This window comes from Nonomuraea sp. bgisy101, from assembly GCF_057708945.1.
In genome coordinates this window covers 1-26,913 of sequence record NZ_JBYITD010000012.1, presented here as the reverse complement: position 1 = coordinate 26,913, position 26,913 = coordinate 1, and the positions used below count along the sequence as shown (strand labels likewise).

Genomic DNA, 26,913 nt, shown 5'->3' with positions numbered 1-26,913 from the left:
TGAAAGCCGACGAAAAGGGATGTTAGTAGTAAACCAGCGGTAATGCGACCTAAATCGGACACCAAGTCAGTGATCTACCTGAGTGCGCAGAAGCCGCGCGGCCTCCTCCGGCAGCACGTCGTTGACGAACGCCCCCATCGCCGACTCCGAGCCCGCGAGGTATTTCAGCTTCTCCGGGGCTCTGCGGATGCTGAACAGCTCCATGTGGAGATAGGCCAGGTCACGACCCTGCCGCACGGGGGCCTGATGCCAGGCGGCGACGTACGGCATGACCACGCCGAACAGGCCGTCGAGCGCTCTCAGCACACGGGTGTAGACGGGACCGAAGGCGGCGCGCTCCTCCTGGGTGAGGGCGGCCAGGTCGGGCACCTGGCGGTGCGGGTAGAGGTGGACCTCGAACGGGTAGCGGGCGGCGGCCGGCACGAACGCGGTCCACAGCTCGTTGCCGGCGACCACACGCTCGCCCGCGCGCTCCGCGGCGAGCACGTCGGCGAACAGGTTCGGCCGGCCCGCCGCGGCCGCCAGGTGCCGGCGGGTGCGCGGGGTCACGTACGGGTAGGCGTAGATCTGGCCGTGGGGGTGGGCCAGCGTGATGCCGATCTCGGCGCCCCTGTTCTCGAAGCAGAACACCTGCTCCACACCGGGGATCGCCGACAGCTCGGCCGTGCGGTCGGCCCATGCCTCCATGACCAGCTCCACCTGCTCGTCGGAGAGGGCGGAGAAGGAGGAGTCGTGGTCGGAGGTGAAGCAGACCACCTCGCAGCGCCCGACGCCAGGGCGCACCTCGCTCAGGCCGCCTGGATCGGTGTAGGAGCCCAGGTTGGTGGAGAAGCTGGGGAACCTGTTCTCGAAGACGACCACGTCGTAGTCCGGCGCGGGGATCTCGGTCGGCATCCCGGGCCTGGTCGGGCACAGCGGGCACTCGTTGGCCGGAGGCAGGAAGGTGCGGGTCTGCCGGTGGCCCGCCATCGCCACCCACTCCTCGGTGAGCGGGTCGTAGCGCAGCTCGGAGGCGACCGGCCTGGGCGGCAGCTCGCGCTCGTCGATCGCGCTCCTGTCGGCGTCGTCGCGCCGATCGAAGTAGATCAGCTCCCGGCCGTCGGCCATGTGCGCGATGGTGCGCTTCACTTCGTTTCCTCCGCGATGATCAGTTCTCCCGCCCGCTCGGCCAGCTCCGCGCGGGCCTCCTCCGGCAGGTTCGCGTCGCTGATGACGACGTCGGCCTCCGACAGCTCAGCGATCGTGCTGATGCCGACCGTGCCCCACTTGGTGTGGTCGGCGGGGACCACCAGGCGGTGGGCGGAGGCCACCAGCTCCCTGTCGGTCTCCGACTCCAGCAGGTTCGGGGTGGTGAACCCCGCTCTCGTGCTCATGCCGTGCACGCCGAGGAAGAGCGTGTCCACGTGCAACCGCCTGATCGCCGCGACGGCGACGGGCCCGACGAGGGCGTCGGAGGGCGTGCGGACGCCGCCGGTCAGCACGACCGTGCGGTCGGCGCGCGGGCTGCGGTGGAAGACGTCGGCCACGGGGATGGAGTTGGTGATGACGGTCAGGTCCGGCACATCGACCAGGTGGTGGGCCAGCGTCCATGTGGTCGTGCCCGCCGACAGGGCGACGGCCGTGCCGGGACGGACGAGCGTGGCGGCCCTGCGGGCGATCGCGTCCTTCTCCGGCTGCTGGCGCATCGACTTGGCGGCGAAGCCGGGCTCCTCGGTGGAGCCTGGGCCGTTGATCGTGGCGCCGCCGTGGACCTTCTCCAGCAGGCCTCGCTCGGCGAGCGCCTCCAGATCCCTGCGTATGGTCATGTCGGAGACGCCGAGCTCGCGCACGAGGTCGGCCACCCGGACTCCGCCGCTGCGGCGGACGCGCTCCAGGATCGCCTGCTGTCGCTGTGGTGCGAGCACGTACCCCTCCTTCCAACAGATTCCACCAAATTATGACACATCTATGTTGAAACATGGGGAGTGGGATCCGGCAAAGCCCTTGTCGCGAGAGACGCGTTCGCGAGAGGTTGGGATCATCACGTGAGGAGGTAAATCATGGCCAAGCGCGCACGCAAGACCAAGGCCCGCAAGAAGAAGGCGGCCAACCACGGCAAGCGCCCCAACGCTCGCTGAGGTAGGACATCGGGTACTGCTCGTACCCGATGTTCATCCCTCCTGCGGGCCCCGCGAAAGGCCCGGACGCGAAACGGTGTGACAGGCCGTCGGAGACCTGCGCGTCACGGTGACCGGCGCGGTTACCGGCTTCCACCGGCGGCGGTCGCCATAGTGTGACGCATGATGTCGCGTGGACTGCGGATCCTCATCGGCCTCGCGGCCGCGATGATCGTGCTCGCGGGTCTCAGGAGCGTCAGCGCGATCGTGGGCCCCGCCTTCCTTGCCCTCACGCTGACGATCGCGGTCAGCCCGCTGCGTTCATGGCTGAAGCGGCGCGGCGCGCCCCCATGGGTGCTGATGACCGTGCCGCTGCTGGTCGTCCTGCTGGTCCTGCTGGCGTTCGTGAGCTCGCTTGTCGTCTCGATCGCACAGCTGGCCGGCCTGCTGCCCACCTACACCGACGAGTACAACGCGATGGCCGCGGGGGTCACGCGGTGGCTCGGCACCTTCGGCATCACCCCTGACCAGATCAGCGCCGCGGTCAAGGCGCTGGACCCCAGCAAGCTCGTGCCGCTCGTGCAGGGCTTCCTGTCCAGTCTGCTCGGCGTCGTGTCCGCCTTCGTGCTGATCCTCCTGCTGGTGTACGGCATGAGCCTGGACGCGGGGCCCACCCAGACGGCCGTCCGCAAGCTGGAGGGAACCAGGCCCGACCTGGTGCGCGCGCTGACCGACTTCACCAGGAGCACCTGCCGCTATCTCGTGGTCTCCAGCATCTTCGGCCTTGTCGTGGCCGTGCTCGACGCGGGTGCGCTGTGGCTGCTCGGCGTGCCGCTGCCGCTGCTGTGGGGGCTGCTGGCCTTCATCACCAACTACATCCCCAACATCGGCTTCATCCTCGGGCTCGTCCCGCCCGCCCTGCTGGCCCTGCTGGACTCGGGCTGGGTCACCATGGTGTGGGTGATCGTCGTCTACAGCGTGCTCAACTTCGTCATCCAGTCGGTGATCCAGCCGAAGTACGCGGGGGAGTCGGCGGGCCTGTCGACCACCGTGACGATGCTGTCGCTGCTGGTGTGGTCGGTCGTGCTCGGCGCGCTCGGCGCCATCCTCGCCGTGCCGCTCTCCGCGCTGGCCAGGGCCCTGCTCGTCGACGCGGACCCTGGCACCCGCTGGGCGATCCCGCTGGTCAGCGGAGAAGCCCGGGAAGAGCGGACGACACGGCCCGGTGGAACGTCGGGTAAGCGTAGATCATCTGGCTGAGCCGTTCGACCGGGATCCTCGCGTGGACGGCCAGCGTCAGCATGGCGAGCACCTCGCCGCCGCACGGACCCGCGCTCGTGGCCCCGACCAGGACCCCGTCGGCGGCGACCAGCTTGACGAACCCCTCCGCCCGCGCGATCCAGCCGCGCGTCGAGGCCGCCAGGTCGGTGAAGGACATCCTGACGTCGAGCCCCCGCTCCCTGGCCTGCGCCTCGGTCAGCCCCACCGCGCCCACCTCCGGGTCGGTGAACGTCACCCTCGGCACCGCGTGATACTCCGCCTCGTGGACGGGCTCGCCGAGGATCTGCCTGACGATGATGTCGGCGTGGTACACCGACATGTGCGTGAACGCGCCCTTGCCGACCGCGTCACCCAGCGCCCAGACCCCTTCGGCGACGCGCATCCTCTCGTCCACCGGGACCGCCTTCGCGCTCTCGTCCAGCCCGATCGCGCCGACGCCCAGAGCCGCGAGGTCGACCCTGCGGCCCGTGGTTACCAGCAGCCTCTCGGCCGCGACCCCCGCGAGAGTGAAACGGCCGTCCGCGTAGCCAACCTCGTCGACCTTCACGCTCGTGCGCACCCCGATGCCCTCGTCGGTGAACACCTTCTCCACCAGCGCGCTCGCCTCGGGCTCCTCCGTGGACAGCAGCCTGTCGGCCCCCTCCAGCACCGTCACCTCGGCGCCGAACCGCGAGAACACCTGCGCCAGCTCGACGCCGATGGCGCCGCCGCCGAGCACGACGAGCGAGTCGGGGACCGTCTCGGTCTCTATCGCCTCGTGGTTGGTCCAGTACGGCGTGCCGTCCAGCCCCCTGATCGGCGGTATGGCGGGCTGTGACCCGCCGGCGATCACGATGCCCCGCGACGCCCTGATGACCTGCTCGCCCACGGTCACCTCGTCCGGCCCCGTGACGCGCCCGTGTCCTCTGACCAGGATGCCGCCCTTGGCCGTGAACCGGTCGGCGGCCACCTTGTCGTTCCAGTCGTCGGTCGCCTCCTCGCGGATCCTGCGCGCGACGGGGGCCCAGTCGGGCGCCAGACCTCCCGCCGCCACCTCGTTCGCGGCGGTGACCATCATCTTGGAGGGGATGCAGCCCCAGTAGGGGCACTCACCGCCGACCAGGTTCGCCTCGACCCCCGCGACCTTCAGCCCCGCCTCTGCCAGTCGCCCCGCCGCGTCCTCGCCACCGGGACCCATGCCCAGCACGATCACATCGACATCCATCAACCCACGCTAGCCCTTCCCCCTGAACCGCCCAAGGGTCACCGCGTCTCCGCGAGCGTCGGCGCCGCCCCTGGAAGGACGGCACGACCGCCGATCGAGGCCATCGCCGGCTACGAGAGCCGGATGCGCGAGTACGGCTTCGCCGCCGTCCGCGACTCCCTCAGGGCCGCCGAGCAGTTCGCCGGCGAGAACGCGATGGCCAGGATCGGCATCAGGACCTTCCTTCGCACGGCCCCGTGCTTCCCCTCGATCAGGCGGAAGGCGTCCGGATGACGGGCAGCGCCGACAGCGACTGCGAGATCCGCTCCTCGGGCAGGGCGAAGTCCTCCATCCCGCCCGCCAGGTAGCGGTCGTAGGCCGCCAGGTCGAAGTGACCGTGCCCGCACAGCGCGGTCAGGATGACCTTCTCCTCCCCGCTCTCCTTGCAGCGCAGCGCCTCGGCGATCGTCTCGGCCAGCGCGTGCGTCGGTTCGGGGGCGGGCACGATGCCCTCGGTCCTGGCGAAACGGACCCCCGCCTCGAAGCATTCGGTCTGGGACTTGGCGACCGCCTCGAACAGCCCCAGCTCGTACATGTGCGACAGCAGCGGCGACATCCCGTGGTAGCGCAGCCCGCCCGCGTGGATCGGATCGGGGACGAAGTCGTGCCCGAGCGTGTGCATCTTCAGCAGCGGCGTGAACCCCGCCGTGTCGCCGAAGTCGTAGGCGTAGACCCCACGGGTGAACGAGGGGCAGGCCTCGGGCTCGACCGCCCGCAGCACCGGCGCGATCCTGCCCGCCAGCTTCTCGCGCAGGAACGGGAAGACAAGGCCGGCGAAGTTCGAGCCGCCGCCCGTGCAGCCGATGACGACGTCGGGCATCTCGGGCAGTTGCTGGAGCGCCTCCTCACCGATGACGGTCTGGTGCATCAGCACGTGGTTGAGCACCGAGCCGAGCGCGTAGCGGGTGTCGTCCGACGCGCCGGCCACCTCGACCGCCTCGCTGATCGCGATGCCCAGGCTGCCCGGCGAGTCCGGATCGTCGGCCAGCACCTTGCTTCCCGCTCCGGTCACGGGCGAGGGGCTGGCGTGCACGGTCGCGCCGTACACCTGCATGAGAGAGCGCCGGTAGGGCTTCTGGTCGTAGGAGGCGCGCACCATCCACACCTCGCACTCGAGCCCGAACTGGGCGCAGGCGAAGGCCAGCGACGAGCCCCACTGCCCCGCGCCCGTCTCGGTGGTGAGGCGGCGGACGCCCTGCTTGGCGTTGTAGTAGGCCTGCGGCACCGCGGTGTTGGGCTTGTGCGAGCCCGCAGGCGAGACGCCCTCGTACTTGTAGTAGATGCGGGCGGGCGTGCCGAGGGCCCTCTCCAGGCGGTGGGCCCGCATCAGCGGCGTCGGCCGCCACAGCCGGTAGACGTCGAGCACCTCCTGCGGGATCTCGACGAACCTGTCGGTGCTCACTTCCTGGGCGATCAGGTCCATCGGGAACAGCGGCGCGAGATCCTCCGGTCCCACCGGCCGCATCGTGCCAGGGTGCAGCGGCGGCGGGGGCGGGGCGGGCAGGTCGGGAACGATGTTGTACCAGTGGCTGGGCGTCATCAACCCATACTGAACCCGTCCACCCCGGCGTTCCAGCGGAATCCGTCCACGGCTTGCGGCACGACCGCGACGGGTCGGCCGCGCAGGTGAGGACGGTCACCGCGCGGCCGCCGCCGACCGAGGGTCAGTCCTTGAGACTGCGGTCGAGGAAGTCCAGCTGGAACAGCAGGAGGTTCTCGGCGACCGCCTCCTGCGGCGTCATGTGCGACACCCCCGACAGCGGAAGCACGGCGTGCGGGCGGCCCGCCTCCAGCAGCGCGCTGGACAGGCGGAGCGTGTGCGCGGCGAACACGTTGTCGTCGGCGAGGCCGTGGACGAGCAGCAGGGGCCTGCTCAGCTTGGGCGCGTCCCCGATGAGCGTGCTGCGGTCGTAGGCTGCGGCGTCCTGGTCGAGATAGCGCTCCTGCCAGTGGGTGTCGTACAGGCGGGCGTCCGTGACCGGCGCGCCCGCGACCGCGGCGTGGAAGACCTCGGGATGGCGCAGGACGGCGGCCGCGGCCAGGTAGCCGCCGAACGACCAGCCTCTTATGCCCACCCTGCCGAGATCGAGGTCGGGGTGGGCCGCGGCGGCCGCGCGCAGGGCGTCGATCTGGTCCTCCAGCGCGTGGCTGAGCTTGTCGCCCTTGATCGTCCGCTCCCACACGGGACCCCTGGCGGGCGTGCCCCTTCCGTCGGTCACCAGGACGGCGTAGCCCTGGTCGGCGAACCACTGCGAGACCAGGTAGTCGTCCAGCACGGCGGTCGCGCGGCTGCCGTGCGGCCCGCCGTACGGGTCGAGGAGGACGGGCAGCCGAGCGGATCCCTCGACATGGCCCTTCGGGAACAGCAGGGCCGAGCGCAGCTCGCGCTCGCCGAGGCGCAGCAGCGTGACCCGCGGGCGCAGCGCGGGTGTCGCCGCCACGGAGGCGATCTCGTGCTCACCGGCGCGGACGCGCACGCCGTGCCGGTCGAGCGTGCGGGAGACGACGACGGTCGTACCGCCCGCGCGCACGCCCGTGTGGACGCCGGGCTCGGTCGTGAGCCTGGTCAGGGTGCCGTCGTAGGCGTACAGGTGGCGTTCGGTCGGCTCGTCCGTCGCCTGGAAGAGGACGGTGTCGCCGTCCACGCCCAGCACCGCGACGACCTGCAGCCCGCGCGGGGTGACGGGCGCGTCGCCGACCACCAGGTGGCGGGTGTCGCCGACGTCGGCGGTGCGGACGAGCGCGCCGCCGGCGGTACGGGCGGGCACGCCGGCCACGAGCTCCACCCACGCCGTGTCGGTGTCCTCGTGCACCGCCGTGGTCTCGCCCGTGGGCGCGACGGACAGGATCCTGGTCGTGCGCTGGTCGCGACTCTGCACCTGCACGAGCAGGTCGTGGGCGGTCCAGGCGACACGGGCGACGTATTCGAAGGCCGCGCGGTCCCACCGCACCTCGATCCTGCCGCCGTCCATGGAGACCAGCCAGAGCGAGACGTCCGCGTTCGGCGTGCCCGCCCTCGGATAGGCCATGACGCGCGGCGGGCTCGCCGGGTTGGCGGGGTCGGCGACGTGCCAGCGCTCGACGGGCGTGTTGTCGACCCGGGCGGCCAGCAGCACGGCGCCGTCCGGCGACCACCAGTGGCCCCGGTGGCGGTACATCGACTCGGCGGCGACGTGCTCCGGCAGGCCCCAGGTCACCTCGGGCCCGTCGGGGTCGACCGACAGGCCGCCCACCACCCGCAACGCGCCGTCGGCGACGTAGGCGACCCTCGTGCCCGTCGGGTCCAGACGCGGGTCCGAGCCCTCGCAGCCGAGGTCCTTGACCGCCCCGCTGTCCAGCTCCACCAGGAACAGCCGGCCGTTGAGCGTGTAGACCGCCTTGGTGACGGCGGCGTCGGTGGCATAGGCGGTGATGCCGCCCGAGTACTCGCGGGTGCGCTCCCTGTGGGCGCGCTCGGCCTCGGACGGCTCGGCGTCGGGCAGCGCGCCGGGGTCGACGACGAGGCGCTCCTCGCCCGCATCCACATCGAACGTCCAGAGCCGGTTGACCGGGTCCTCGGCGCCGAGCGAGCGCAGGAAGACCACCCGTCGCCCGTCGGGGGAGACGGTGAAGTCGCGGGAGGTCCCATGGCGGAATCTGGCGGTTCTGGCGTACTGGCGGGGAAAGGTCATGATCCTGAGTATGGCCCTACTCATGCGATCGCCACGGCCGCGGAGCACGTTGGGCGCATGAACCCCATCGCGCGCATCGTGGACGACGTGGAGCAGCTCGCGGCCAGGGCGGAACGCCTGGTGGCCCAGGGGCAGGTGCCCGTCTCGGCCATCGAGCGGCTCCTCGGCGAGGGAGTCGCCAGGGGCGTGCCGCTGTACGAGCGCATCATCGCGGTGGCGGCCGGCTCCCGGGACGCCACCTTCCTCGCCAGAGGAGCCAGGGCCGTCACCTCTGTCGCGCGGATCTCCGCCGGCACCCCCGGCACGGGCTTCATGGTCTCGCCCAGGCTGCTGCTCACCGCCCATCACGTGCTGCCCACGCCGTCCTCGGCGCTCGGCGTGATCGCGGAGTTCGGCGCAGGGCCGGGCGCCGGCGACCGGCCGCAGCCGCCGGCCAGGTTCCGGCTCGACCCGGACGGCTGCTTCCTCACCGACGAACGCCTCGGTTACACCCTCGTCCTGGTGAAGGCCGGGACAGACGGGACGGAGGCGGGAGCGCTGTTCGGCTGGAACCCCCTCATCGCCCAGCAGGGCAAGATCGTCGCAGGAGAGCCCGTGAACGTGGTCGGCCACCCGCCCGGCAGGCCGAAGGAGATCTCCATCAGGCACAACGAGCTGCGCGAGCAGTCCGAGCTGCGCCTGCTGTACACGACCGGCGCCGAGCCTGGCAGCCCAGGTTCGCCGGTCTTCAACGACCAGTGGGAGGTCGTCGCGCTGCACCACGCCGCGCTCGACGATCCGCAGGGCGGGCAGGGCAGGGCGTCGAACACGGGTGTGCGGGTCAGCGCCATCCTGGCCCACCTGGCGGGGCGCGAGGTGGCCGCCGAGGTGCGGGTCCTGCTCGCCGAGCTGGGGCCCGCCGCCGGGCTGGGCCCGCCCGCCGTAGCCGGGCGGCCCGTTCCCGCCCCTGCCTGCACGGGTCTCGTGGCGCGGCCCACCGCCTTCGGCGGCGGAAGGCATCTGCTGTTCCTGCCCGGCACGGGCCAGGAACGCCTCGATCCCACGGCGACGCGCAGGCGGTGGACGGCCGGGCTGAACAAGGGCCTCACGCTCGCCGACCTGCCCACCCTCGACCCGGGCGACGTGTGGCTTCCCGCCTACGCCGACCGGCTCGCCGAGCCGGCCCCCGAGGCGCCCGCCTCGCCCACCGCGCGGCTGCTGTACGAGCAACTCGTCGGCGAGGCGGCCATGATGGCGGGAATGCCGCAGGACTCCCGGCGCGAAGGCCTGCTCACCGGCCTGCACGGGGCGCTGGCCTGGCTGGCCTCCGCCACCAACCTTGACAAGGCGCTCATCGCCTGCGTCTTCCGCGACGTCGCGACCTACCTCGACGATCACGCTGTACGGCGCCGCGTCCTCGACGCCGTCCTCGGCACGGTGCCGCGCTCGGGCCCGCTCGTGGTCGTGGCGCACGGTCTCGGCAGCGTCGTGGTCATGGACCTCATGGCCTCGCTCCCCGCACGGGTGCGGGTGCCGCTGCTCGTCACCGCGGGCAGCCCGCTCGGCCTCGACGCCGTGCACCGCAACCTGCTGGCGGGCGGCACCTCCCGGCCACCCGGGGTCGGGGCGTGGCTCAACGCCTGGTGCCCTTCCGACCCCGTGTGCATCGGCTGCCCGCTCGGCGACGACTGGAAGTGCCAGGTGGACGAGCGCGCGGTGGACAACCCGTTGCAGCGCGCCCACGACGTGGAGGAATACCTCTCTCACCCGGCCATCGCGCGCACCGTCTCCGCCGCCTTGGGATGATGTTCGCCCGAATGCCCGCACAACAGACGGACAGGGGCGCGATGCTCAAGCCAGGAGATCCGGTACGGCTCGGGCCGTACAGGCTGCTCGACCGGCTGGGTGAGGGCGGCCAGGGCGCGGTCTACCTCGCGGAGACGGGCGACGGCGAGCGCGTCGCGGTCAAGCTGCTGCACGCGCGCCACGCCGACGGCCCCGACGTGCGCGCCCGCTTCCTGCGCGAGATCGAGCTGGCCAGGCAGGTGGCGGAGTTCTGCACCGCGCGGGTCCTCGACGCGGGCGAGAGCGACGGCGCGCCGTACGTGGTCAGCGAGTACATCGACGGTGTCTCCCTGCAGAAGAGCGTCGAGCGGGAAGGCCCGCGCTCGGGCGCGGCGCTGCACAGGATCGCGGTCGGCACCGCCACCGCGCTCGCCGCCATCCACCAGGCGGGCATCGTCCACCGCGACTTCAAACCGGCCAACGTGCTGCTCGGACCCGACGGGCCCAGGGTCATCGACTTCGGCATCTCGCGGGCGCTCGACACCATGGGCACCACGACCAGCGGCGTCGTCGGCACACCCACCTACATGTCGCCCGAACAGATCGGCGGGCAGCGGGTCGGCGCCGCCTCCGACGTCTTCAGCTGGGCGGCAACGATGGTGTTCGCCGCGACGGGACGGCCCCCCTTCGGCCACGACAGCATCCCCGCCGTCCTGCACCGCATCCTGACGGCCGAGCCCGACCTGTCGGCCATCCCGGACGAACTGCGGCAGCTCCTGGCCCACTGCCTGACCAAGGACCCCGCGGCGCGCCCCTCCGCCTCCCAGGCGATGCTGGCCCTCATCTCCCACCGCTCCGCGCCCCCGGGGGCCGCCCACTCTCCCCACCGGACCGACCCGCTCGGCCAGGGTCTCGACACGGTCCCGAGCAGGGCCAGGAGGAAGGTCGCCTACGGCGTGGCCGCCGTCGCCTGCGCGGCCGTCGTGACGGGAGCCGCGATCGCGGTGCCGTCGTGGCTGAGCGCGGACCCGCCCGTCCCCACCGTCACCTCGGCCACGACCGTCAGCCCTTCGCCCAAAGGCGTGACCACGGCGCCGACCTCCACCGCCGGACCCGGGCCCACCCCCACCGCGGCCCCCTCACCCCCGAGGTTCTCCGCCGACGCGGTCGGCAAGGCGCTCGGCACGCTGCGCGGCCACACCGACGACGTCGAGACCGTCGCGACGACCTCCGTGGGCGGCAGGCAGGTCGTGGTATCCGGCTCCCGCGACCGCACGGTCCGCCTGTGGGACCTGGCCACCCGCCGACCCCTGGCCAGACTGTCGGGCCACACCAACTGGGTGCGCAAGGTCGCCGTCACCGACCTGGACGGCGACAGGATCGCCGTCTCCGGGAGCGACGACGGCACCGTCAGACTATGGGACCTGGCACGGCGCAAACCTCTCGGCCGGCCCATCGACCAGGGCGAACCCGTGTTCTCCCTGGCGGTCGCGCAGGACGACGGGCGACCCGTGGCGATCACCGGAGGCCGCGACGGCACCGTGCGCGTCTGGGACCTGTCCACGCGCAAGGAGATCGGCAAGAGGAGAAAGGGCCACTCGGGCGCCGTCTTCTCCGTCGCCGCCGCAGGCGCCGAGTTCTTCACGGCGGGCGCCGACGGCGAGGTGAAGCGCTGGAGCCTCCACAGCGGGGAAGGCGAGAGCGTCACGACCCACACGGGGCAGGCCTCCGTCGTCGAGACCGCCACCCTCGACGGCGGAACCGTCGTGCTGTCCGGCGGCGGAGACCAGGAGGTGTGGGTGGACGAGCCGACGGGCGGCGAGCGGCGCCTGCCGTACCTGGGGCACTCGGGCTGGGTCTACTCGATCGCCGTGGCCGAGGTGGCGGGCAGGACCCTCGTGGTCTCGGGCGGCAACGACGGCACCGCCAGGGTCCACGACCTGGCCACGGGCAAGGACGTGGGCAGGCCTTTCAAGGACCACGACCACAACGTGTTCGGCCTGGCGACCGCCGTGCTCGGCGGCAGGACGGTCGTCGTGAGCGCGGGAGGCGACGACACCCTGCGCGTGTGGCGGCTCACCTGAGCGGCGGGCCCACCTGACGGCTACTGGACGGGAACCTGGAGATCGCGGAAGTCGGCGATCTTGACCTTGAGCGTCCTGGCCGCGTCGGGGAGGGCGAACAGCCCCCAGAACTCGCGGCGCGAGGCCGGCGGCCAGCGCCAGGATCCGGGTGCGCATGGCGGGGACGGCCCCATGCCCGAGATCTTCGCGATGCCGCATCCTCTGGGTGACCGCCATCAGCCGGCCGCACCGGCGATCACGGCAACGGCTTCGACCTCGACCAGCTGATGGTTGTAGCCGAGCACGCTCACCCCGAGCAGGGTGCTGGGGACGTCGTGCTCACCCATGTACTCCCGGTACACCTCCCACGCCTGGACCAGGTCGTCCTGCCGGGACGAGGCCACGTACACCGTCGTCTTGACGACATCGGTCAGCGAGGCGCCCGCCCCTTCCAGCGCGGTCACGAGATTGCGCATCACCTGATGGGTCTGGCCCGCGTAGTCCCCGATCGCGACGGTCTCACCGTCGAGATCAAGAGGACAGGCCCCCGCGACCCAGACGGACCGCACAGGTGCGTCGACCACCGCGGCGTAGGCGTAGTCGACGGTCGGCCCGAGCCGGTCGACACGGATCAATCGAACACTTGCCGTCATTGAATGCCTCTCACAGAGAAATGCTGTTCCGGCCGGCTCGGAGAGCGGCCGAGGATCGCGGCGATCTCGTCCGGACGCGATCCGCCCGATCACCTGACCCGCGGCACGAAGGCCACTCCGGCCGGCCCCGATGTCCAGGGCCCAGGCCACGTCCGCCTTCGCCGCATCCCAGGAACGCGCCACATAGCCGAAGAGGTCGGAGCCTTCGTCGTTCGTAGGCGTCGACATATAATCTACATACGCTTATCGTCTGTCAATGGGTATCTTGGAGCACGTGTCAGACCGTCACGACCTCGCTGCGATGCTGCAGCCCTTGGTGCGCTCGCTCATCGCCGCGGAACTGCCCGTGCTGGCCGAGCACGGGATCTCCATGTGGGGCTACTCCGTGCTCAGCGCGCTGGACGGCAGCGCGGTGCGCACCCAGGCCGCCCTGGCGGAGTCGATCGGGGCCGACAAGACGCGCATCATCACCACGCTGGACCGGCTCCAGGAGGCGGGACTGATCTCCCGCGTGCCGGACCCCGGCGATCGTCGCGCGAGACTGCTCGAGATCACCGAGGAAGGCAGGAGAGTCCGCCGGGCGGTGCAGGCCGACATCCACTCCAACGAAGACCGCCTGCTGGCAGGGTTGCCCTCGGCTGATCGCGATGCCTTCCTGCGCGCCGTGCGGATGCTGTCGGAGCTGTCTCGCGAAGAGATCATCGGAGACCGGTGAGAGGTCCGGCCAGCGCCGGGTGGCGCGGGTCGTCGGCCTTGACCACCACGTCGGCCGACCGTGCGGGCGCCACCTCGCGCTCGTAGCGCTCGTAGGCGGGCAGCCGCCAGGCCTGCGCCGGGTCGCAGCGCCGTACCAGGGCCGCCTTCGACAGCCACAGGTGAACGCTCAGCTCGGCCGGCAGGCCGCGCCCCAGCAGCAACGTGCCGTCCAGCAGCAGCACCCCGCCCTCAGGGAGCGTCTCGTACGGCGCGCGCGTCGCCCTGTCGGTCTCGCTGTTCCACAGGGAAGGCACGAACCTGCCGGAACCGCCCGGCGACAGCGGCTCCAGCACCTCCCTGCGCAGCCCCTCCTCGTCCAGCCAGTCGTCGTAGAAGGCGTCAGGGTCGGTCCTGCCGTACTCCAGGCGCAGCGAAGCCGCCCTGAGGAAGTCGCCGGCCGACACCCGGCGCGCCGCCCTGCCACGCACCCGCAGCGGCTCGACCAGCTCGTCGGCCAGCAGATCAGGCCGCGCGGCCGGCGCGCCGTCGACCAGCACCCGCACCCACGCGTCCCGCGGACGCGCCGCGACCAGCTCGGCCAGCTCCTCGACGAGCAGCGCGGGCGAGATCGGCCGCACCTACAGGGCCCGCCGCAGCTCGGCCTCGGTGTGGCGCCTGTTGTAGGGCGCCGTGTCCGGCTCGAACCTGCGGCCCTCGGCCAGCGGCCCCGCGTCCACCACATCGAACCCGAACGCGTCCGTCAGCTCGGCCACCACCCGCTTGGCCTCCTCGTCGTCGCCCGCGATCGGCAGCGCCCGCCTGCCCTGCGCGCCCTTCGGCAGGCCCTGCGTGGCCAGGTCGCGGTAGTAGATGGTGTTGAACGCCTTCACCACCCTGGCGCCCTTCAGATGCGCGGCCAGCAGTTCGCTGCTCGTCGTCTCGCCGGAGTCCAGCTCGGCGACATGGCCGTCTCTGGCGGCGTAGTAGTTGTTGGTGTCGATCACGATCGAGTCGACCTGCGGCACCTCGCGGTAGCGCCCGAACGGGATCGTCACCACGACCACGTCGCCCGCCCGCGCCGCCTCCTCCGCCGTACCCGCTCTCGCCCTCGGCCCCAGCTCCTCGACGAGACCGGCGAGGGTCTCGGGGCCGCGTGAGTTGCTGAGGACCACCTCGTGGCCCGCGTCCACAGCCAGCCTGGCCAGCGTGCCGCCGATGAAACCGCTGCCGATCAGTCCGATAACCATGGACGCGGCAACGCCCCCGCGCCGCCACGCTATTCCGGCCTGGATCCTCCCCGCTCGGCACGCAGCGCGGCCCACACCGGATCCCCAGGGTGATGTCCGCCTCGCACTCGCAAAGGGAATGAAAAGCGCGTCGGGGACGCGTCGGGCACGGGAGATCGAAAAGAATTCCTGAAGATCGCGAAAGGCCAGGTCTCCCATGCGGGTGACCTGGCCTTTCGCCTCTCTGAGCGGACGACGGGAATCGAACCCGCGTAGCTAGTTTGGAAGACTAGGGCTCTACCATTGAGCTACGTCCGCGCGAGCCGGTCGAAGTCTGGTCTAGACTTCATCCGGTCGTCAGGGCGTAAGCGTACCGGAGTCCCGGAGCGCATGCGTAACCGACGTCGCGGGGCGTGGCGCAGCTTGGTAGCGCGCCTGCTTTGGGAGCAGGAAGTCGCAGGTTCAAATCCTGTCGCCCCGACTTCTGTACCTGCGAGAAGGCCACTCCACACGATCGGGAGTGGCCTTCTGGGTGTCTTCGCATCATGACTGAAGCCGTCATCCAACTCAGTGATCGGAACCAGGCCGTGCCGCCGTCTCCGGCGAAAGCCGCGCGATGGGCGAGAGCCCACTGGCGGAAGGTGCGGGGCGGTGTCCCTGTCACCTGCTCCACTGTCGGGTAGATCTGGGTGTTCGAGCTGCGGCGCGCCCCTGCGTCACCGGGCCAGCAGCCGCTCGACCCTGACGTGCACGTGCGGGTGGGTCGCCATCAGTGAGCCCTTGCGCGTACGGCAGGCGACCAGCCCCAGCGCGGGCACCCCTCGCCGCAGATCCGTCAGCGGGATCCCGTCCGCCTCGTGGATCTTGAGCAGCGCCGAGGCCAGCAGCCCCGGCTGTCCGAGCAGGTCGGCGGCGGCTCGGTCGGCGGCCAGCTCGCGCGCCCTGCTGAGCGCCCGCAGCGGCAGGTGCGCCACGAAGCTCGCCAGCCCCAACGCGCCCGCGCCCAGCAGCACGCTCAGCCCGATCAGCAGGCCGAAGGGGAACTCCTCGAAGAACAGCCCGGGGGCCTCCAGCGCCGTCCGTCCTGTGGTCTTGGCGATCCACGCCATGAAGATGGCGAACGAGCTCGCCAGCGTCATGACGGCCACGTCGCGGTGCTGGATGTGGGCCATCTCGTGCGCGAGCACGGCGGCGAGCTCGTCGGGCGTCAGCCGCTCGCGGAGCCCGCGGGTGACGATGACGGTCGCGCCGCGCCGCGACCTGCCGACCGTGTACGCGTTGGGAGCGGGTGAGGGGCTGAGCGCCAGCCGCGGCTTGTCCTGCCCCGTCAGCGCGCACAGCCGATCGAGGACGGCGTGCAGTTCGGGCTCCTGCTCGGCACTGACGAACCGGGCCCCGGTGATCCGCCTGGCCACGCGTTCGGTCGACAGCCACTGCACCAGCAGGACGGCGCCCGCGATGCCGGCCACGGCGTAGAGGGGGACGCCGGCGAGCACGAGGCCCGCGAGAACGGCGCCGTAGACGGTGGCGAGCAGGGCCATCGGCACGAGCATGCGCATGGGGCGACCTCCAGTCTCCATTCAGGACCGGAAGGTCTTCCTCGCCTCAAGGGCCGCCTGGCCGGGCGGATCGCCGTGATGACGACCAGGCTGTTGAGAGGTACTCCCCTTCGTTGCGAAAAGGATACGAAATCAGGAACCGGTGTGGAAGAGCGCCCACACCGCTTTGCCGCCGCCGTCGAGGCAGTCCCAGCCCCAGCATTCGCTGTAGGTCTCGACGATGTAGAGGCCGCGCCCGTTCTCGGAGATGAAGTCGGGCTCTTTCGGCGTGGGCACCTCGTCGCTGGGATCGGCGACGGCCAGCAGCACGTGGGGGGCGGCGCGCATCAGCAGGAGCGTGATGTGGCGGTTGCCTCTGGCGTACCTGACGGCGTTGGTGACCAGCTCGGAGACCACGAGCGCGGCGTCGTCGCCGAGTTCGGAAAGGCCCCAGTCGTCGAGGGTCGAGCGCGTCACGTCCCTGGCCGTGCGGACCGAGTCGGCCCTGAAGGGGAGGGGGCATGCGGTGGTGCCCGGCTGCTCGGCACGCAGAAGGCGGTCGAAGCCGACCTCGCGGGTGATCTGCAGGCAGGTGGCAGTGGCCAGAGGGTCCTCCACCATCCCGCCAATACCTCCACTAATCCTGAAATTAGTGCATATGTCGGTGATTGCCACCTATATGCACTCGACCATCATGGGTCACTACAAGCGGCGCTGCAAGACCCAAATGCACGTGCAGCTGCAATGTGCAATCGCCGCGTGGTTACTGGCATTGCGGACACAAGGCTGAGACCTTGTCATGGGGCCTGTAACTAGTGACACTGTGTGCGGACCGAAGAGGAGGCATTGTGACGCAGAACCCGCCGGGCTCGGGGCCAACGGCTCTGCGCATCCTCCTGGGCTCCCAGCTTCGCCGGCTGCGGGAGTCGCGCGGCGTGACGCGGGAAGAGGCGGGACACCTCATCAGGGGCTCCGAATCCAAGATCAGCCGTATGGAGCTGGGCCGCGTCGGGTTCAAGGAGCGCGACGTCGCGGATCTGCTCACCTTGTACGGCGTGGCGGAAGAAGGCGCCCGCAAGGCCGTTCTCGACCTGGTGACCACGGCCAACGAGCCGGGCTGGTGGCACCGCTTCAACGACCTGCTGCCCTCGTGGTTCCAGGCCTATGTCGGCCTCGAGGAGGCCGCGGCCCGCATCAGGACCTATGAGGTCCAGTTCGTCCCCGGTCTGCTGCAGACCAAGGAGTACGCCAAGGCGGTCATCACCGCCGGTTCCGCGGGCGTCAGCGGCGACGAGATCGCCCGCAGGGTCGACCTGCGCCTCGAACGCCAGCGCGTGCTCGAGCGCCCCGGCGGCCCGATCCTCTGGGCGGTGATCGACGAGGCCGCGCTGCGCCGCCCCATCGGCGGCGCCGAGGTGATGAAGGCCCAGCTGGAGCACCTGATCGACCTGATGCGCCAGCCCACCATCACCATCCAGGTCATGCCGTTCGACTTCGGCGGACACAGTGCGGAGGGCGGCGCGTTCAGCATCCTGCGCTTTCCCGACCACGACCTGCCCGACGTCGTCTACGTCGAGCAGCTCGCCAGCGCCCTCTATCTCGACAAGCGCGAGGACGTCGACCGCTACACCGAGGTCATGGAGCGCCTGTGCGCGGTCAGCACCACTCCTGACGAGACCGTGGACCTCCTGAACAAGATCAAGGACGAGATCTGACCGTCTGTTCGTCGTGCTTGGGTGCGCTTCTGCCCTAGACTGGCGTGCGGCGTTGGACATTCGCCGGTGCGAGCATGCCCAACACCGATCATGTGGGCGCGGCGCGTGAGCCGCAGAGATCTGTACGCGCCCGCGAACACTCAAAGCTTGATCAAGGAGACCACCCCGTGAAGACCGCTGTCGAGGAGCTCAGCCCGACTCGGGTGAAGCTCACCGTCGAAGTGCCGTTCGACGAGCTTGGCCCGAGCATGCAGGCGGCGTACAAGAAGGTCGCGGAGCAGGTGCGCGTCCCCGGCTTCCGCCCCGGCAAGGTTCCGGCCCGCATCATCGAGCAGCGCTTCGGCCGCGCGGTGGTGCTCGAGGAGACCCTCAACGACGCGGTGCCGAAGCTGTACGGCCAGGCCGTCGACGAGGTCGACCTGTTCCCGGTCAGCCAGCCCGACATCGAGGTCACCAAGATCGAAGACGGTGAGCAGATCGAGTTCACCGCCGAGGTCGACGTCAGGCCCAACTTCGAGGTGCCCGACTACGCCGGCATCGAGGTGACCGTCCCGACCGCCGAGGTCAGCGACGAGGACGTCAACGCCCAGCTCGACGCGCTGCGCCAGCGCTTCGCCACGCTGACCGGCGTCGAGCGCCCGGCCGCCAAGAACGACTTCGTCGTCATGGACCTGCGCGCCGAGATCGACGGCGTCAACCTCGAGGAGCAGCAGGCCAACGAGGTCTCCTACGAGGTCGGCGCGGGCTCGGTCCTGCAGGGCCTGGACGACGCCCTCGAGGGCATGTCCGCCGGCGAGGAGAAGACCTTCCGCACCGAGCTCGTCGGTGGTGAGAACGCCGGCGAGGAGGCCGACGTGATCATCAACGTCAAGTCGGTCAAGGAGAAGGTCCTTCCCGAGCTCGACGACGAGTTCGCCCAGCTGGCCAGCGAGTTCGACACGCTCGAGGAGCTCAAGGACAGCGTCCGCGAGCAGGCCCGCCGCAACAAGCTGGTCGACCAGGTCGTCCAGTCCCGCGAGCTGGCCCTCGACGCCCTGCTGGAGCAGATCGACATCCCGATCCCCGACAGCGCCCTCAAGGCCGAGGTCGACGCCCGCAAGCACAACCTCGACCACCAGATCGCCGAGAGCGGCCTGAGCCGCGACGCCTACTTCCGCCTCTACCAGACGACGGAAGACGAGCGCCTCGCCGAGTTCGAGACCAGCTCCGTCAAGGCCATCAAGACCGGCTTCGTCCTCGACAAGATCGTCAAGGCCGAGGAGCTGGGCGTCAACGAGCAGGAGCTGACCAACTTCGTGGTCCGCCGCGCCATGCAGATGGGCGTCGCTCCGAACACGCTGGCCCAGCACCTCGCCGACAACGACCAGCTCACGCTGGCCATGGTCGAGATCGTCCGGGACAAGGCCAAGACGGTCGTCGGCGACGCCGCCAAGGTCGTCGACGAGGCCGGCAACGAGGTCGACCTCAAGGCCATCTACACCGAGATCAACGGCGAAGAGGCCACCGAAGAGGCTTCCGAGAACGAGGAGTAAGCTCTCTCTCGTCTCACGAAACCCCCGTTTCCGCTCGCGCGGGACGGGGGTTTCGCCGTTTTCGGGGCAGCACTCGCGAGACGGTCGACGGGAGGGTCATGGGTGGCGAGCTGTTCTTCCTCGGGCTGGCGGTCGCCGTGGCCCTCGTCGTGGGCCGGGTCATGGCCGGCAGGGTCCCGGTGCCCGAGCCGATCCTGCTGGTCGCGCTCGGGCTGTTGATGAGCCTGCTGCCGGGCGTGGAGAACGTGCGCGTCGACCCGGAGATCGTGCTCAACCTGTTCCTGCCGCCGCTGGTCTACCACGCCGCCTTCCTCACGGCGCCGCGCGAGACACGCGCGGACGCGGGTCCCATCGCCATCATGGCCTTCACGTTGACCTGCGCGACCGCGCTCGGCGTCGCGTTCGCGGTCGGCTGGGCCGTACCCGATCTCACGTGGGCGGCGGCGCTGGCGCTCGGCGCGGCGGTCGCGCCCACCGACCCCGTCGCCGCGACCACCGTCATGAAGCGGGTCGGCGCGCCACGCAGGCTGGTCACGATCCTGGAAGGCGAGAGCCTGGTCAACGACGGCGTCGCGCTGACCATGTTCGGGCTCGCGCTGGCGGCGCTGGCCCACGAGGTCACCGCCGCCGACACGGCGGTCGAACTGGCCAAGGTCGTCGCCGGCGGCATCCTGTACGGCATGGCGGTCGCCTGGGTGATCGGCAGGCTCAGGCCGCTGGTCAGAGAGCCGGGCGCGCAGATCGTGCTGTCCCTGGTCACGCCGTTCGTCGCCTACATCCCCGCCGTGCAGCTCGGCCTCTCCGGCGTGCTCGCCACGATCGTGGTCGGCTTCCGGCTGGGCATCAAGGGCCAGGGCGTCCTGCAGCCCGCCTCCAGGCTGGCGGGACAGGTCTTCTGGGAGGTTCTGGTCTTCCTGCTGGAGTCGACGCTGTTCGTGCTGCTGGGCCTGGAGATCACCGACGTGTTCGCCGCCATGCGCGGGCAGTCGTGGCCGCATGTGGCCGGAACCGTCCTGCTGGTCATCGCGGTCACAGTGCTCCTGCGGATGCTCTGGACCATCGTGGTCGTGCCGCTGCTGCGCTTCAGGCGCTTCGAGACCATCGACGTACGGCAGCGCGTCGTGATGGGCTGGGCGGGCATGCGCGGCGCCATCACGCTGGCGATCGCCCTGTCCATCCCGCTCGGTGTGGAGAACAGGCCCCTGCTGCTGTTCCTGGCCACCTGCGTCGTGCTGGCGACGCTCGTGGGACAGGCCACGACGCTCGCGCCGCTGCTGCGCAGGCTGGGCCTCGGGGAGAGCGAGGCGGAGGTCAAGGAGGAGGCGGCCGGCAGGGCCGCGATGCTGGAGGCCGCGCTGGCCCGCATCGACGAGATGGCCGCCGACGACCGCGTCGACGACCGCACGGCCGACGTCTACCGCCAGCTGTTCGAACTGCGCCTGGACAGGGTCCGCTCGATCCTCGACGAGGAGGACGAGCGCCCCGAGATGGGCAAGCTCAGGAAGGAGCTGGTCAAGGCGCAGAGGGACAAACTCGGCCAGCTCTACCGCAAGGGCCGGATCGGCGCGCGCACGCAGCGCAAACTCCTGCACGAACTGGACTTGGAGGACCGCAGGCGCGCCTCCGGAGGCCACTGACGCCGACCTGCGCCGTCAGCGAACAGTCCGTGGACCGGGCATGACCTGTGGGCCGTGCGCGTTAAGGTCACAAGCAAAGCCCATCGATTACGACGCATCGGAAGGTGACGCTGTGACCAGCCCGCCGACCTTCTATCAGCCCGAGTCGCGAGGCCGTGAGAACGGCTCGTCCTTCCGGCTTGAGGACCAGCTCTACCAGCGCCTGCTGCGCGAGCGCATCATCGTGCTCGGCACGGACGTCAACGACGAGATCGCCAACCGCATCTGCGCCGAGTTGCTGCTGCTCGCGGCCGATGATCCCGACCGCGACATTTACCTGTACATCAACTCGCCTGGCGGGTCCGTGACCGCAGGCATGGCGATTTACGACATGATGGAATACGTGCCGAACGACGTGGCCACGGTTGCGATGGGCCTGGCGGCTTCCATGGGGCAGTTCCTGCTCTGCGCCGGCGCCTCTGGCAAGCGTTACGCGTTGCCGCACGCCCGCATCATGATGCACCAGCCTTCGGGCGGCATCGGCGGCACCGCCGCCGACATCGCCATCCAGGCCGAGCAGATGCTCTACGTGAAGAAGACGCTGGCCGAGCGGATCGCCTTCCACACCGGCCAGCCGCTGGACCAGATCGAGGCCGACTCCGACCGCGACCGCTGGTTCACCGCCGACGAGGCCAAGGACTACGGGTTCATCGACCACGTGGTCCGCAGCGCGCGCCAGGTGTCCTCGCAGGGCACCGTTTCCTAGGGGGAGCTGAGAAGTGAACATCGAGAGCCGCTACGTTCTCCCCTCCTTCGTCGAGCGCACGTCCTACGGCGTGAAGGAGATGAACCCGTACAACAAGCTCTTCGAGGACCGCATCATCTTCCTCGGAGTGCAGATCGACGACGCGTCAGCCAACGACGTCATGGCGCAGTTGCTGACGCTGGAGTCGCTCGATCCCGACCGTGACATCAGCATCTACATCAACTCGCCCGGCGGGTCCTTCACGGCCATGACGGCGATCTACGACACGATGCAGTTCGTCAGGCCGGAGATCCAGACCGTCTGCCTCGGCCAGGCCGCCTCCGCGGCGGCCGTGCTGCTGTCCGGCGGTACGCCCGGCAAGCGGTTCGCGCTGCCCAACGCCAGGGTCCTGATCCACCAGCCCTCCACCGAGGGCGGCGGCCAGGGAAGCGACATCGAGATCCAGGCCCGGGAGATCCTGCGCATGCGATCCCTCCTTGAGGAGATCATTGCCAAGCACTCGGGCAAGCCAGCGGCCGAAGTTCGTAAGGACATCGAACGCGACAAAATTCTCAACGCCGATGAGGCCAAGGCGTATGGTCTGATCGACGACATCATCCCGGCCAGGAAGAAGCGAGCTCAGGCCGTCGCTTCCTGATCGAGACGCGACGCACCGGAGCGGTGCCCAATTGGGCACGTTCCGGTGCGACTCGCCGCCAGGGGGCTCACTGAGGGCCCAGAAGACGGTAACGTCGAAACCTGAGCGGTTCGGACCGGGTCCGGAGGATACGGATCGCGGGAGCAGGGCGGTCCCACGCAAAGGAGTATCTGGGGTGGCACGCATCGGCGACGGGGGAGACCTGCTGAAGTGCTCTTTCTGCGGGAAGAGCCAGAAGCAAGTCAAGAAGCTCATCGCCGGTCCCGGCGTCTACATCTGCGATGAGTGCATCGATCTCTGCAACGAGATCATCGAGGAGGAGCTCTCCGAGTCCTCCGAGCTCAAGTGGGACAATCTTCCCAAGCCGAGAGAGATCTACGAGTTCCTCGACGCCTACGTCATCGGCCAGGACAAGGCCAAGAAGGCGCTCTCGGTGGCGGTGTACAACCACTACAAGCGGGTGCAGTCGGGCGACCGCGGCAGGGACGACGGCCTGGAGCTGTCCAAGTCCAACATCCTGCTTCTCGGTCCCACGGGATCCGGTAAGACGTTGCTGGCGCAGACGCTGGCCAAAATGCTCAACGTGCCGTTCGCCATCGCGGACGCCACGGCGCTCACCGAAGCCGGCTACGTCGGCGAGGACGTCGAGAACATCCTGCTCAAGCTCATCCAGGCGGCCGACTACGACGTCAAGAAGGCCGAGACGGGCATCATCTACATCGACGAGGTCGACAAGATAGCCCGCAAGAGCGAGAACCCCTCGATCACCCGCGACGTCTCGGGCGAGGGCGTGCAGCAGGCGCTGCTGAAGATCCTGGAAGGCACGACGGCCTCGGTGCCGCCGCAGGGCGGGCGCAAGCACCCGCACCAGGAGTTCATCCAGATCGACACCACCAACGTGCTGTTCATCTGCGGCGGCGCGTTCGCCGGGCTCGAGAAGATCATCGAGTCGAGGGTCGGCAAGAAGGGCATCGGCTTCAACGCGATCATCCGGTCGAAGGAAGAGATCGACTCCGCCGACATCTTCGGCGACGTGATGCCGGAGGACCTGCTGAAGTTCGGCATGATCCCCGAGTTCGTCGGCCGGCTGCCCGTCATCACCTCGGTGCACAACCTCGACCGTGAGGCGCTCATCCAGATCCTCACCGAGCCGCGCAACGCCCTGGTCAAGCAGTACCGCAAGCTGTTCGAGATCGACGGGGTCGAGCTCGAGTTCACCGACGACGCGCTCGAGGCGATCGCCGACCAGGCGATCCTGCGCGGTACGGGAGCCCGAGGCCTGCGCGCCATCCTGGAGGAGGTGCTCCTGTCGGTCATGTACGAAGTGCCGTCCAGGCAGGACGTCGCCCGGGTGGTCATCACCCGCGAGTCCGTGCTGGAGCACGCGATCCCCACGCTCGTCCCGCGCGACCAGTTGGCCGCCAAGCAGCAGCGCACCCCGCGCGAGAAGTCGGCCTGACCCGAAAAGGCCCTCACGGCGAGGCCCCCGGAGTCCGCTCCGGGGGCCTCGCCGTGTCCGGCGGGAGCGACGATTCCCCGGAAGTCGCCCGAGGTCCCTAAACTTGACCGCGTGACAACGCCAGAGCTGCCTACCCAGTACACGCCCGCCGACGTCGAGACCCAGAGCTACGAGCGCTGGGTAGCAGGCGGTTACTTCGGCGCGGACCCGGGCAGCGGGCGCGAGCCGTACTCGATCGTGCTGCCGCCGCCCAACGTGACGGGTGTGCTCCACATCGGCCACGCGCTCGACCACTCCATCCAGGACGCGCTCACCCGCCGCGCCCGCATGCGCGGCATGGAGACGCTGTGGCTGCCCGGCATGGACCACGCGGGCATCGCGACGCAGAACGTCGTCGAGCGTGAGCTGGGCAAGGAGGGGCTGTCCCGGCACGACCTGGGCCGCGAGGCGTTCATCGAACGCGTCTGGCAGTGGAAGGAAGAGTCCGGCGGCAAGATCCTCGGCCAGATGAAGCGGCTCGGCGACGGCGTCGACTGGTCGCGCGAGCGCTTCACCATGGACGAGGGGCTCTCGCGGGCCGTCCAGACCATCTTCAAGCGCCTCTTCGACGACGGGCTGATCTACCGCGCCGAGCGCATCACCAACTGGTGCCCGCGCTGCCTGACCGCGCTGTCCGACATCGAGGTGGAGCACAGCGACGACGAGGGCGAGCTCGTCTCGATCCGCTACTCCGACGAGATCGTGGTCGCCACCACCCGGCCCGAGACGATGCTCGGCGACACGGCCGTGGCCGTCCACCCGTCCGACGAGCGCTACGCCCACCTCATCGGTACCGAGGTGGAGCTGCCGCTGACCGGGCGCAGGATCCCGGTCGTCGCCGACGAGCACGTCGATCCGGCCTTCGGCACCGGCTGCGTCAAGGTGACGCCCGCCCACGACCCCAACGACTTCGAGATCGGCCGCCGGCACTCCCTGCCGTCGCTGACCGTCATGGACGAGCGCGGCGTGATCACCGCGCACGGCCCGTTCCTCGGGCTCGACAGGTTCGAGGCCCGCCCCGCCGTGGTCGCGGCGCTGCGCCAGCAGGGCCTGATCGTCGCCGAGAAGCGGCCCTACCTGCACGCCGTCGGCCACTGCTCGCGGTGCAAGACCGTGGTCGAGCCGCGGCTGTCGCTGCAGTGGTTCGTCAACGTCTCGCCGCTGGCCAAGGCCGCGGGCGACGCCGTCCGCGACGGGCGCACCCGCATCCACCCGCCGGAGCTGGCCAAGCGCTACTTCGACTGGGTCGACGACATGCACGACTGGTGCATCTCGCGGCAGCTCTGGTGGGGCCACCGGATCCCCGTCTGGTACGGCCCGGCCGGAGAGGTCGTCTGCGTCGGTCCCGACGAGGATCCGCCGGCCGGCTACTTCCAGGACCCCGACGTGCTCGACACGTGGTTCTCCTCGGGACTGTGGCCGTTCTCGACGCTGGGCTGGCCGTCGCCGACGCCCGAGCTGGCCCGCTTCTACCCGACGACCGTGTTGGTGACGGGATACGACATCCTGTTCTTCTGGGTCGCCAGGATGATGATGCTGGGCCTGTACGCCATGGACGGCCAGCCGCCCTTCAGGACCGTGGCCCTTCACGGCATGGTCCGCGACCAGTTCGGCAAGAAGATGTCGAAGTCGTTCGGCAACGTGGTCGACCCGCTCGACTGGATCGACCGCTACGGCGCCGACGCCACCCGCTTCACGCTGTTGCGTGGCGCCAATCCCGGCTCCGACGTGGCCGTCAGCGAGGAGTGGGCGGCCGGCTCGCGCAACTTCTGCAACAAGATCTGGAACGCCACCCGCTTCGCGCTCATGAACGGCGCGACCACCGGCGAGCTTCCCACCTCGCTGACGGCGGCCGACCGCTGGATCCTGTCCAGGCTGCAGACCGTGATCAAGCAGGTCGACGAGGCGTTCGAGGAGTTCGAGTTCGCCAAGGTCTCCGACCTGCTCTACCACTTCGCGTGGGACGAGGTGTGCGACTGGTACCTGGAGCTCGCCAAGGTGCAGCTGTCCCAGGGGCTCGACCAGACCCGGATCGTGCTCGGGCACGTGCTCGACGCGCTGCTCAGGCTGCTCCACCCGCTGGTGCCGTTCGTGACGGAGGAACTCTGGCGCGCGGTCACCGGGAGCACGTCCGTGGTGGTCTCCTCGTGGCCCGTGGCAGATGCCCGCTACGCCGACCCGTCCGCCGAGGTCGAGATCCTCGCGCTGCAGGAGCTGGTGACCGAGGTTCGCCGCTTCCGCTCCGACCAGGGGCTCAAGCCGGGCCAGAAGGTCGCGGCCAGGCTCTCCCTGTCGGGTACGGCTGTCGCCGCGCACGAGACGGCGATCAGATCGCTGCTCAAGCTGCAGGAGCCGGGAGAGTCGTTCTCGCCGACGGCGTCGTTCGTGGTGGGCGGGGTGACCGTGGAGATCGACACGGCCGGCGCCATCGACGTGGCGGCCGAGCGCAAGAGGCTGGAGAAGGACCTGGCCGTGGCCAGGAAGGACGCCGCCCAGGTGGCGGCGAAGCTGGGCAACGAGCAGTTCATGGCCAAGGCGCCGGAGGACGTGGTGACCAAGGTGCGGGCGAGGGCGGAGTCGTCCGCGGCCGACATCGTCAGGCTGGAGGCCCAGCTGGCGGCGCTGCCGACCGGCTGACCGACCGTGTGCGAAGGGCCCGGAGTCGTTTCCGACTCCGGGCCCTTCGCCATGTTTGGCCAACAAGGACCGGGGGAAGACCTATTCGTTACCGAAGATGGACGCCGCACGCGTGGGTGGCTGCTACTCTTTTCAAGGCGGGGCGACGTAGCCTGCGGCGCTTCGGATGTGAAGCTCTCGCAGGGACTGCTAGGCTCCCATCACCCTCTCTGAAAACTCACTTGATCTTCGGACGGCGTCCATGCGATTGGACAAGCGCCCAATGGCAGGGTAAGTTGAGA

Annotated in this window: 24 protein-coding genes and 2 tRNA genes; 14 read left to right on the top strand and 12 right to left on the bottom strand. The window is 69.9% G+C overall.

Annotated elements, in window-relative coordinates; translation table 11 throughout:
* Positions 1-66: 66 nt before the first annotated feature.
* Complete coding sequence (galT, locus tag AC3EO4_RS23075) at positions 67-1,128, bottom strand: galactose-1-phosphate uridylyltransferase (protein WP_431897706.1); 1,062 nt, start codon at positions 1,126-1,128, stop codon at positions 67-69.
* Complete coding sequence (locus AC3EO4_RS23070; protein ID WP_379572659.1) at positions 1,125-1,904, bottom strand: DeoR/GlpR family DNA-binding transcription regulator; 780 nt, start codon at positions 1,902-1,904, stop codon at positions 1,125-1,127. The genes galT and AC3EO4_RS23070 overlap by 4 nt, the downstream gene beginning before the upstream one ends.
* 135 nt (positions 1,905-2,039) lie before the next feature.
* On the opposite strand from AC3EO4_RS23070, the gene AC3EO4_RS23065 reads away from it, so the two are divergent.
* On the top strand, positions 2,040-2,117 hold the full coding sequence (locus tag AC3EO4_RS23065) for a 50S ribosomal protein bL37 (RefSeq protein ID WP_376773285.1): 78 nt from the start codon (positions 2,040-2,042) through the stop codon (positions 2,115-2,117).
* Between the two features lie 162 nt (positions 2,118-2,279).
* On the top strand, positions 2,280-3,356 hold the full coding sequence (locus AC3EO4_RS23060) for an AI-2E family transporter (RefSeq protein ID WP_431897704.1): 1,077 nt from the start codon (positions 2,280-2,282) through the stop codon (positions 3,354-3,356).
* Here the strand turns inward: AC3EO4_RS23060 and AC3EO4_RS23055 are convergent.
* Positions 3,283-4,581 (bottom strand): dihydrolipoyl dehydrogenase family protein, encoded by a 1,299-nt coding sequence (locus AC3EO4_RS23055; protein WP_431897702.1) that lies wholly within the window; start codon positions 4,579-4,581, stop codon positions 3,283-3,285. The two genes, AC3EO4_RS23060 and AC3EO4_RS23055, sit on opposite strands and share 74 nt — an antisense overlap.
* Before the next feature lie 123 nt (positions 4,582-4,704).
* Between AC3EO4_RS23055 and AC3EO4_RS23050 the strand changes: the two genes are divergently transcribed.
* On the top strand, positions 4,705-4,854 hold the full coding sequence (locus AC3EO4_RS23050; protein ID WP_431897700.1) for a hypothetical protein: 150 nt from the start codon (positions 4,705-4,707) through the stop codon (positions 4,852-4,854).
* Here AC3EO4_RS23050 and AC3EO4_RS23045 read toward each other — a convergent pair.
* Complete coding sequence (locus AC3EO4_RS23045) at positions 4,832-6,160, bottom strand: TrpB-like pyridoxal phosphate-dependent enzyme (RefSeq protein WP_431897699.1); 1,329 nt, start codon at positions 6,158-6,160, stop codon at positions 4,832-4,834. The genes AC3EO4_RS23050 and AC3EO4_RS23045 overlap by 23 nt on opposite strands.
* 124 nt (positions 6,161-6,284) lie before the next feature.
* On the bottom strand, positions 6,285-8,291 hold the full coding sequence (locus AC3EO4_RS23040; protein WP_431897697.1) for a S9 family peptidase: 2,007 nt from the start codon (positions 8,289-8,291) through the stop codon (positions 6,285-6,287).
* Between the two features lie 57 nt (positions 8,292-8,348).
* Between AC3EO4_RS23040 and AC3EO4_RS23035 the strand changes: the two genes are divergently transcribed.
* Complete coding sequence (locus AC3EO4_RS23035; RefSeq protein WP_431897695.1) at positions 8,349-10,076, top strand: trypsin-like serine peptidase; 1,728 nt, start codon at positions 8,349-8,351, stop codon at positions 10,074-10,076.
* An 11-nt stretch (positions 10,077-10,087) separates the two neighbouring features.
* Positions 10,088-12,139, top strand: a complete 2,052-nt coding sequence (locus tag AC3EO4_RS23030) for a WD40 repeat domain-containing serine/threonine protein kinase (protein WP_431897693.1) — start codon at positions 10,088-10,090, stop codon at positions 12,137-12,139.
* A 20-nt stretch (positions 12,140-12,159) separates the two neighbouring features.
* Here the strand turns inward: AC3EO4_RS23030 and AC3EO4_RS23025 are convergent, their stop codons facing one another.
* Together AC3EO4_RS23025 and AC3EO4_RS23020 are read right to left on the bottom strand one after the other, a co-directional pair.
* On the bottom strand, positions 12,160-12,312 hold the full coding sequence (locus tag AC3EO4_RS23025) for a hypothetical protein (protein WP_379572666.1): 153 nt from the start codon (positions 12,310-12,312) through the stop codon (positions 12,160-12,162).
* A 42-nt stretch (positions 12,313-12,354) separates the two neighbouring features.
* Positions 12,355-12,771 (bottom strand): RidA family protein, encoded by a 417-nt coding sequence (locus AC3EO4_RS23020; RefSeq protein WP_379572680.1) that lies wholly within the window; start codon positions 12,769-12,771, stop codon positions 12,355-12,357.
* Positions 12,772-13,045: 274 nt separating this feature from the next.
* On the opposite strand from AC3EO4_RS23020, the gene AC3EO4_RS23015 reads away from it, so the two are divergent.
* A complete protein-coding gene (locus AC3EO4_RS23015) occupies positions 13,046-13,486 on the top strand; it encodes a MarR family winged helix-turn-helix transcriptional regulator (RefSeq protein WP_379572667.1) in 441 nt (146 codons plus the stop codon).
* On the opposite strand, the gene AC3EO4_RS23010 is transcribed toward AC3EO4_RS23015, so the two are convergent.
* The 3 genes from AC3EO4_RS23010 to AC3EO4_RS23000 all read right to left on the bottom strand — a co-directional run bounded on the left by AC3EO4_RS23010 (position 13,470) and on the right by AC3EO4_RS23000 (position 15,011).
* Positions 13,470-14,105, bottom strand: a complete 636-nt coding sequence (locus AC3EO4_RS23010; RefSeq protein WP_379572668.1) for a nucleoside/nucleotide kinase family protein — start codon at positions 14,103-14,105, stop codon at positions 13,470-13,472. The genes AC3EO4_RS23015 and AC3EO4_RS23010 overlap by 17 nt on opposite strands.
* The gene (locus AC3EO4_RS23005; protein WP_379572669.1) at positions 14,106-14,714 is read right to left on the bottom strand and encodes an NADPH-dependent F420 reductase; all 609 of its coding nucleotides are present in this window, start codon (positions 14,712-14,714) and stop codon (positions 14,106-14,108) included.
* Between the two features lie 226 nt (positions 14,715-14,940).
* Positions 14,941-15,011: transfer RNA gene (locus AC3EO4_RS23000), tRNA-Gly, on the bottom strand.
* A gap of 89 nt (positions 15,012-15,100) precedes the next feature.
* Between AC3EO4_RS23000 and AC3EO4_RS22995 the strand changes: the two genes are divergently transcribed.
* A tRNA-Pro gene (locus AC3EO4_RS22995) sits at positions 15,101-15,174 on the top strand.
* A gap of 235 nt (positions 15,175-15,409) precedes the next feature.
* On the opposite strand, the gene AC3EO4_RS22990 is transcribed toward AC3EO4_RS22995, so the two are convergent.
* Positions 15,410-16,252, bottom strand: coding sequence for a M48 family metalloprotease (locus tag AC3EO4_RS22990; protein WP_431897692.1), 843 nt, complete (start codon positions 16,250-16,252; stop codon positions 15,410-15,412).
* Between the two features lie 132 nt (positions 16,253-16,384).
* Complete coding sequence (locus AC3EO4_RS22985; RefSeq protein WP_379572671.1) at positions 16,385-16,852, bottom strand: ATP-binding protein; 468 nt, start codon at positions 16,850-16,852, stop codon at positions 16,385-16,387.
* Positions 16,853-17,079: 227 nt separating this feature from the next.
* On the opposite strand from AC3EO4_RS22985, the gene AC3EO4_RS22980 reads away from it, so the two are divergent.
* The 7 genes from AC3EO4_RS22980 (at position 17,080) to AC3EO4_RS22950 (ending at position 26,632) form a co-directional block, all read left to right on the top strand.
* Positions 17,080-17,946, top strand: coding sequence for a helix-turn-helix domain-containing protein (locus AC3EO4_RS22980; protein ID WP_379572672.1), 867 nt, complete (start codon positions 17,080-17,082; stop codon positions 17,944-17,946).
* A gap of 167 nt (positions 17,947-18,113) precedes the next feature.
* Entirely contained in the window at positions 18,114-19,478 is a 1,365-nt protein-coding gene (gene tig / locus AC3EO4_RS22975) for a trigger factor (RefSeq protein ID WP_379572673.1), read from the top strand.
* Between the two features lie 98 nt (positions 19,479-19,576).
* Complete coding sequence (locus AC3EO4_RS22970; protein ID WP_379572674.1) at positions 19,577-21,115, top strand: Na+/H+ antiporter; 1,539 nt, start codon at positions 19,577-19,579, stop codon at positions 21,113-21,115.
* 112 nt (positions 21,116-21,227) lie between these two features.
* Positions 21,228-21,860: a ClpP family protease gene (locus AC3EO4_RS22965; protein WP_379572681.1), complete on the top strand. Its 633-nt coding sequence runs from the start codon at positions 21,228-21,230 to the stop codon at positions 21,858-21,860.
* Positions 21,861-21,873: 13 nt separating this feature from the next.
* Entirely contained in the window at positions 21,874-22,497 is a 624-nt protein-coding gene (locus tag AC3EO4_RS22960; RefSeq protein WP_379572675.1) for an ATP-dependent Clp protease proteolytic subunit, read from the top strand.
* Positions 22,498-22,672: 175 nt separating this feature from the next.
* Entirely contained in the window at positions 22,673-23,956 is a 1,284-nt protein-coding gene (gene clpX / locus AC3EO4_RS22955; RefSeq protein ID WP_379572676.1) for an ATP-dependent Clp protease ATP-binding subunit ClpX, read from the top strand.
* 111 nt (positions 23,957-24,067) lie between these two features.
* Complete coding sequence (locus AC3EO4_RS22950) at positions 24,068-26,632, top strand: valine--tRNA ligase (RefSeq protein WP_431897689.1); 2,565 nt, start codon at positions 24,068-24,070, stop codon at positions 26,630-26,632.
* The last annotated feature ends 281 nt before the right edge of the window (positions 26,633-26,913 follow it).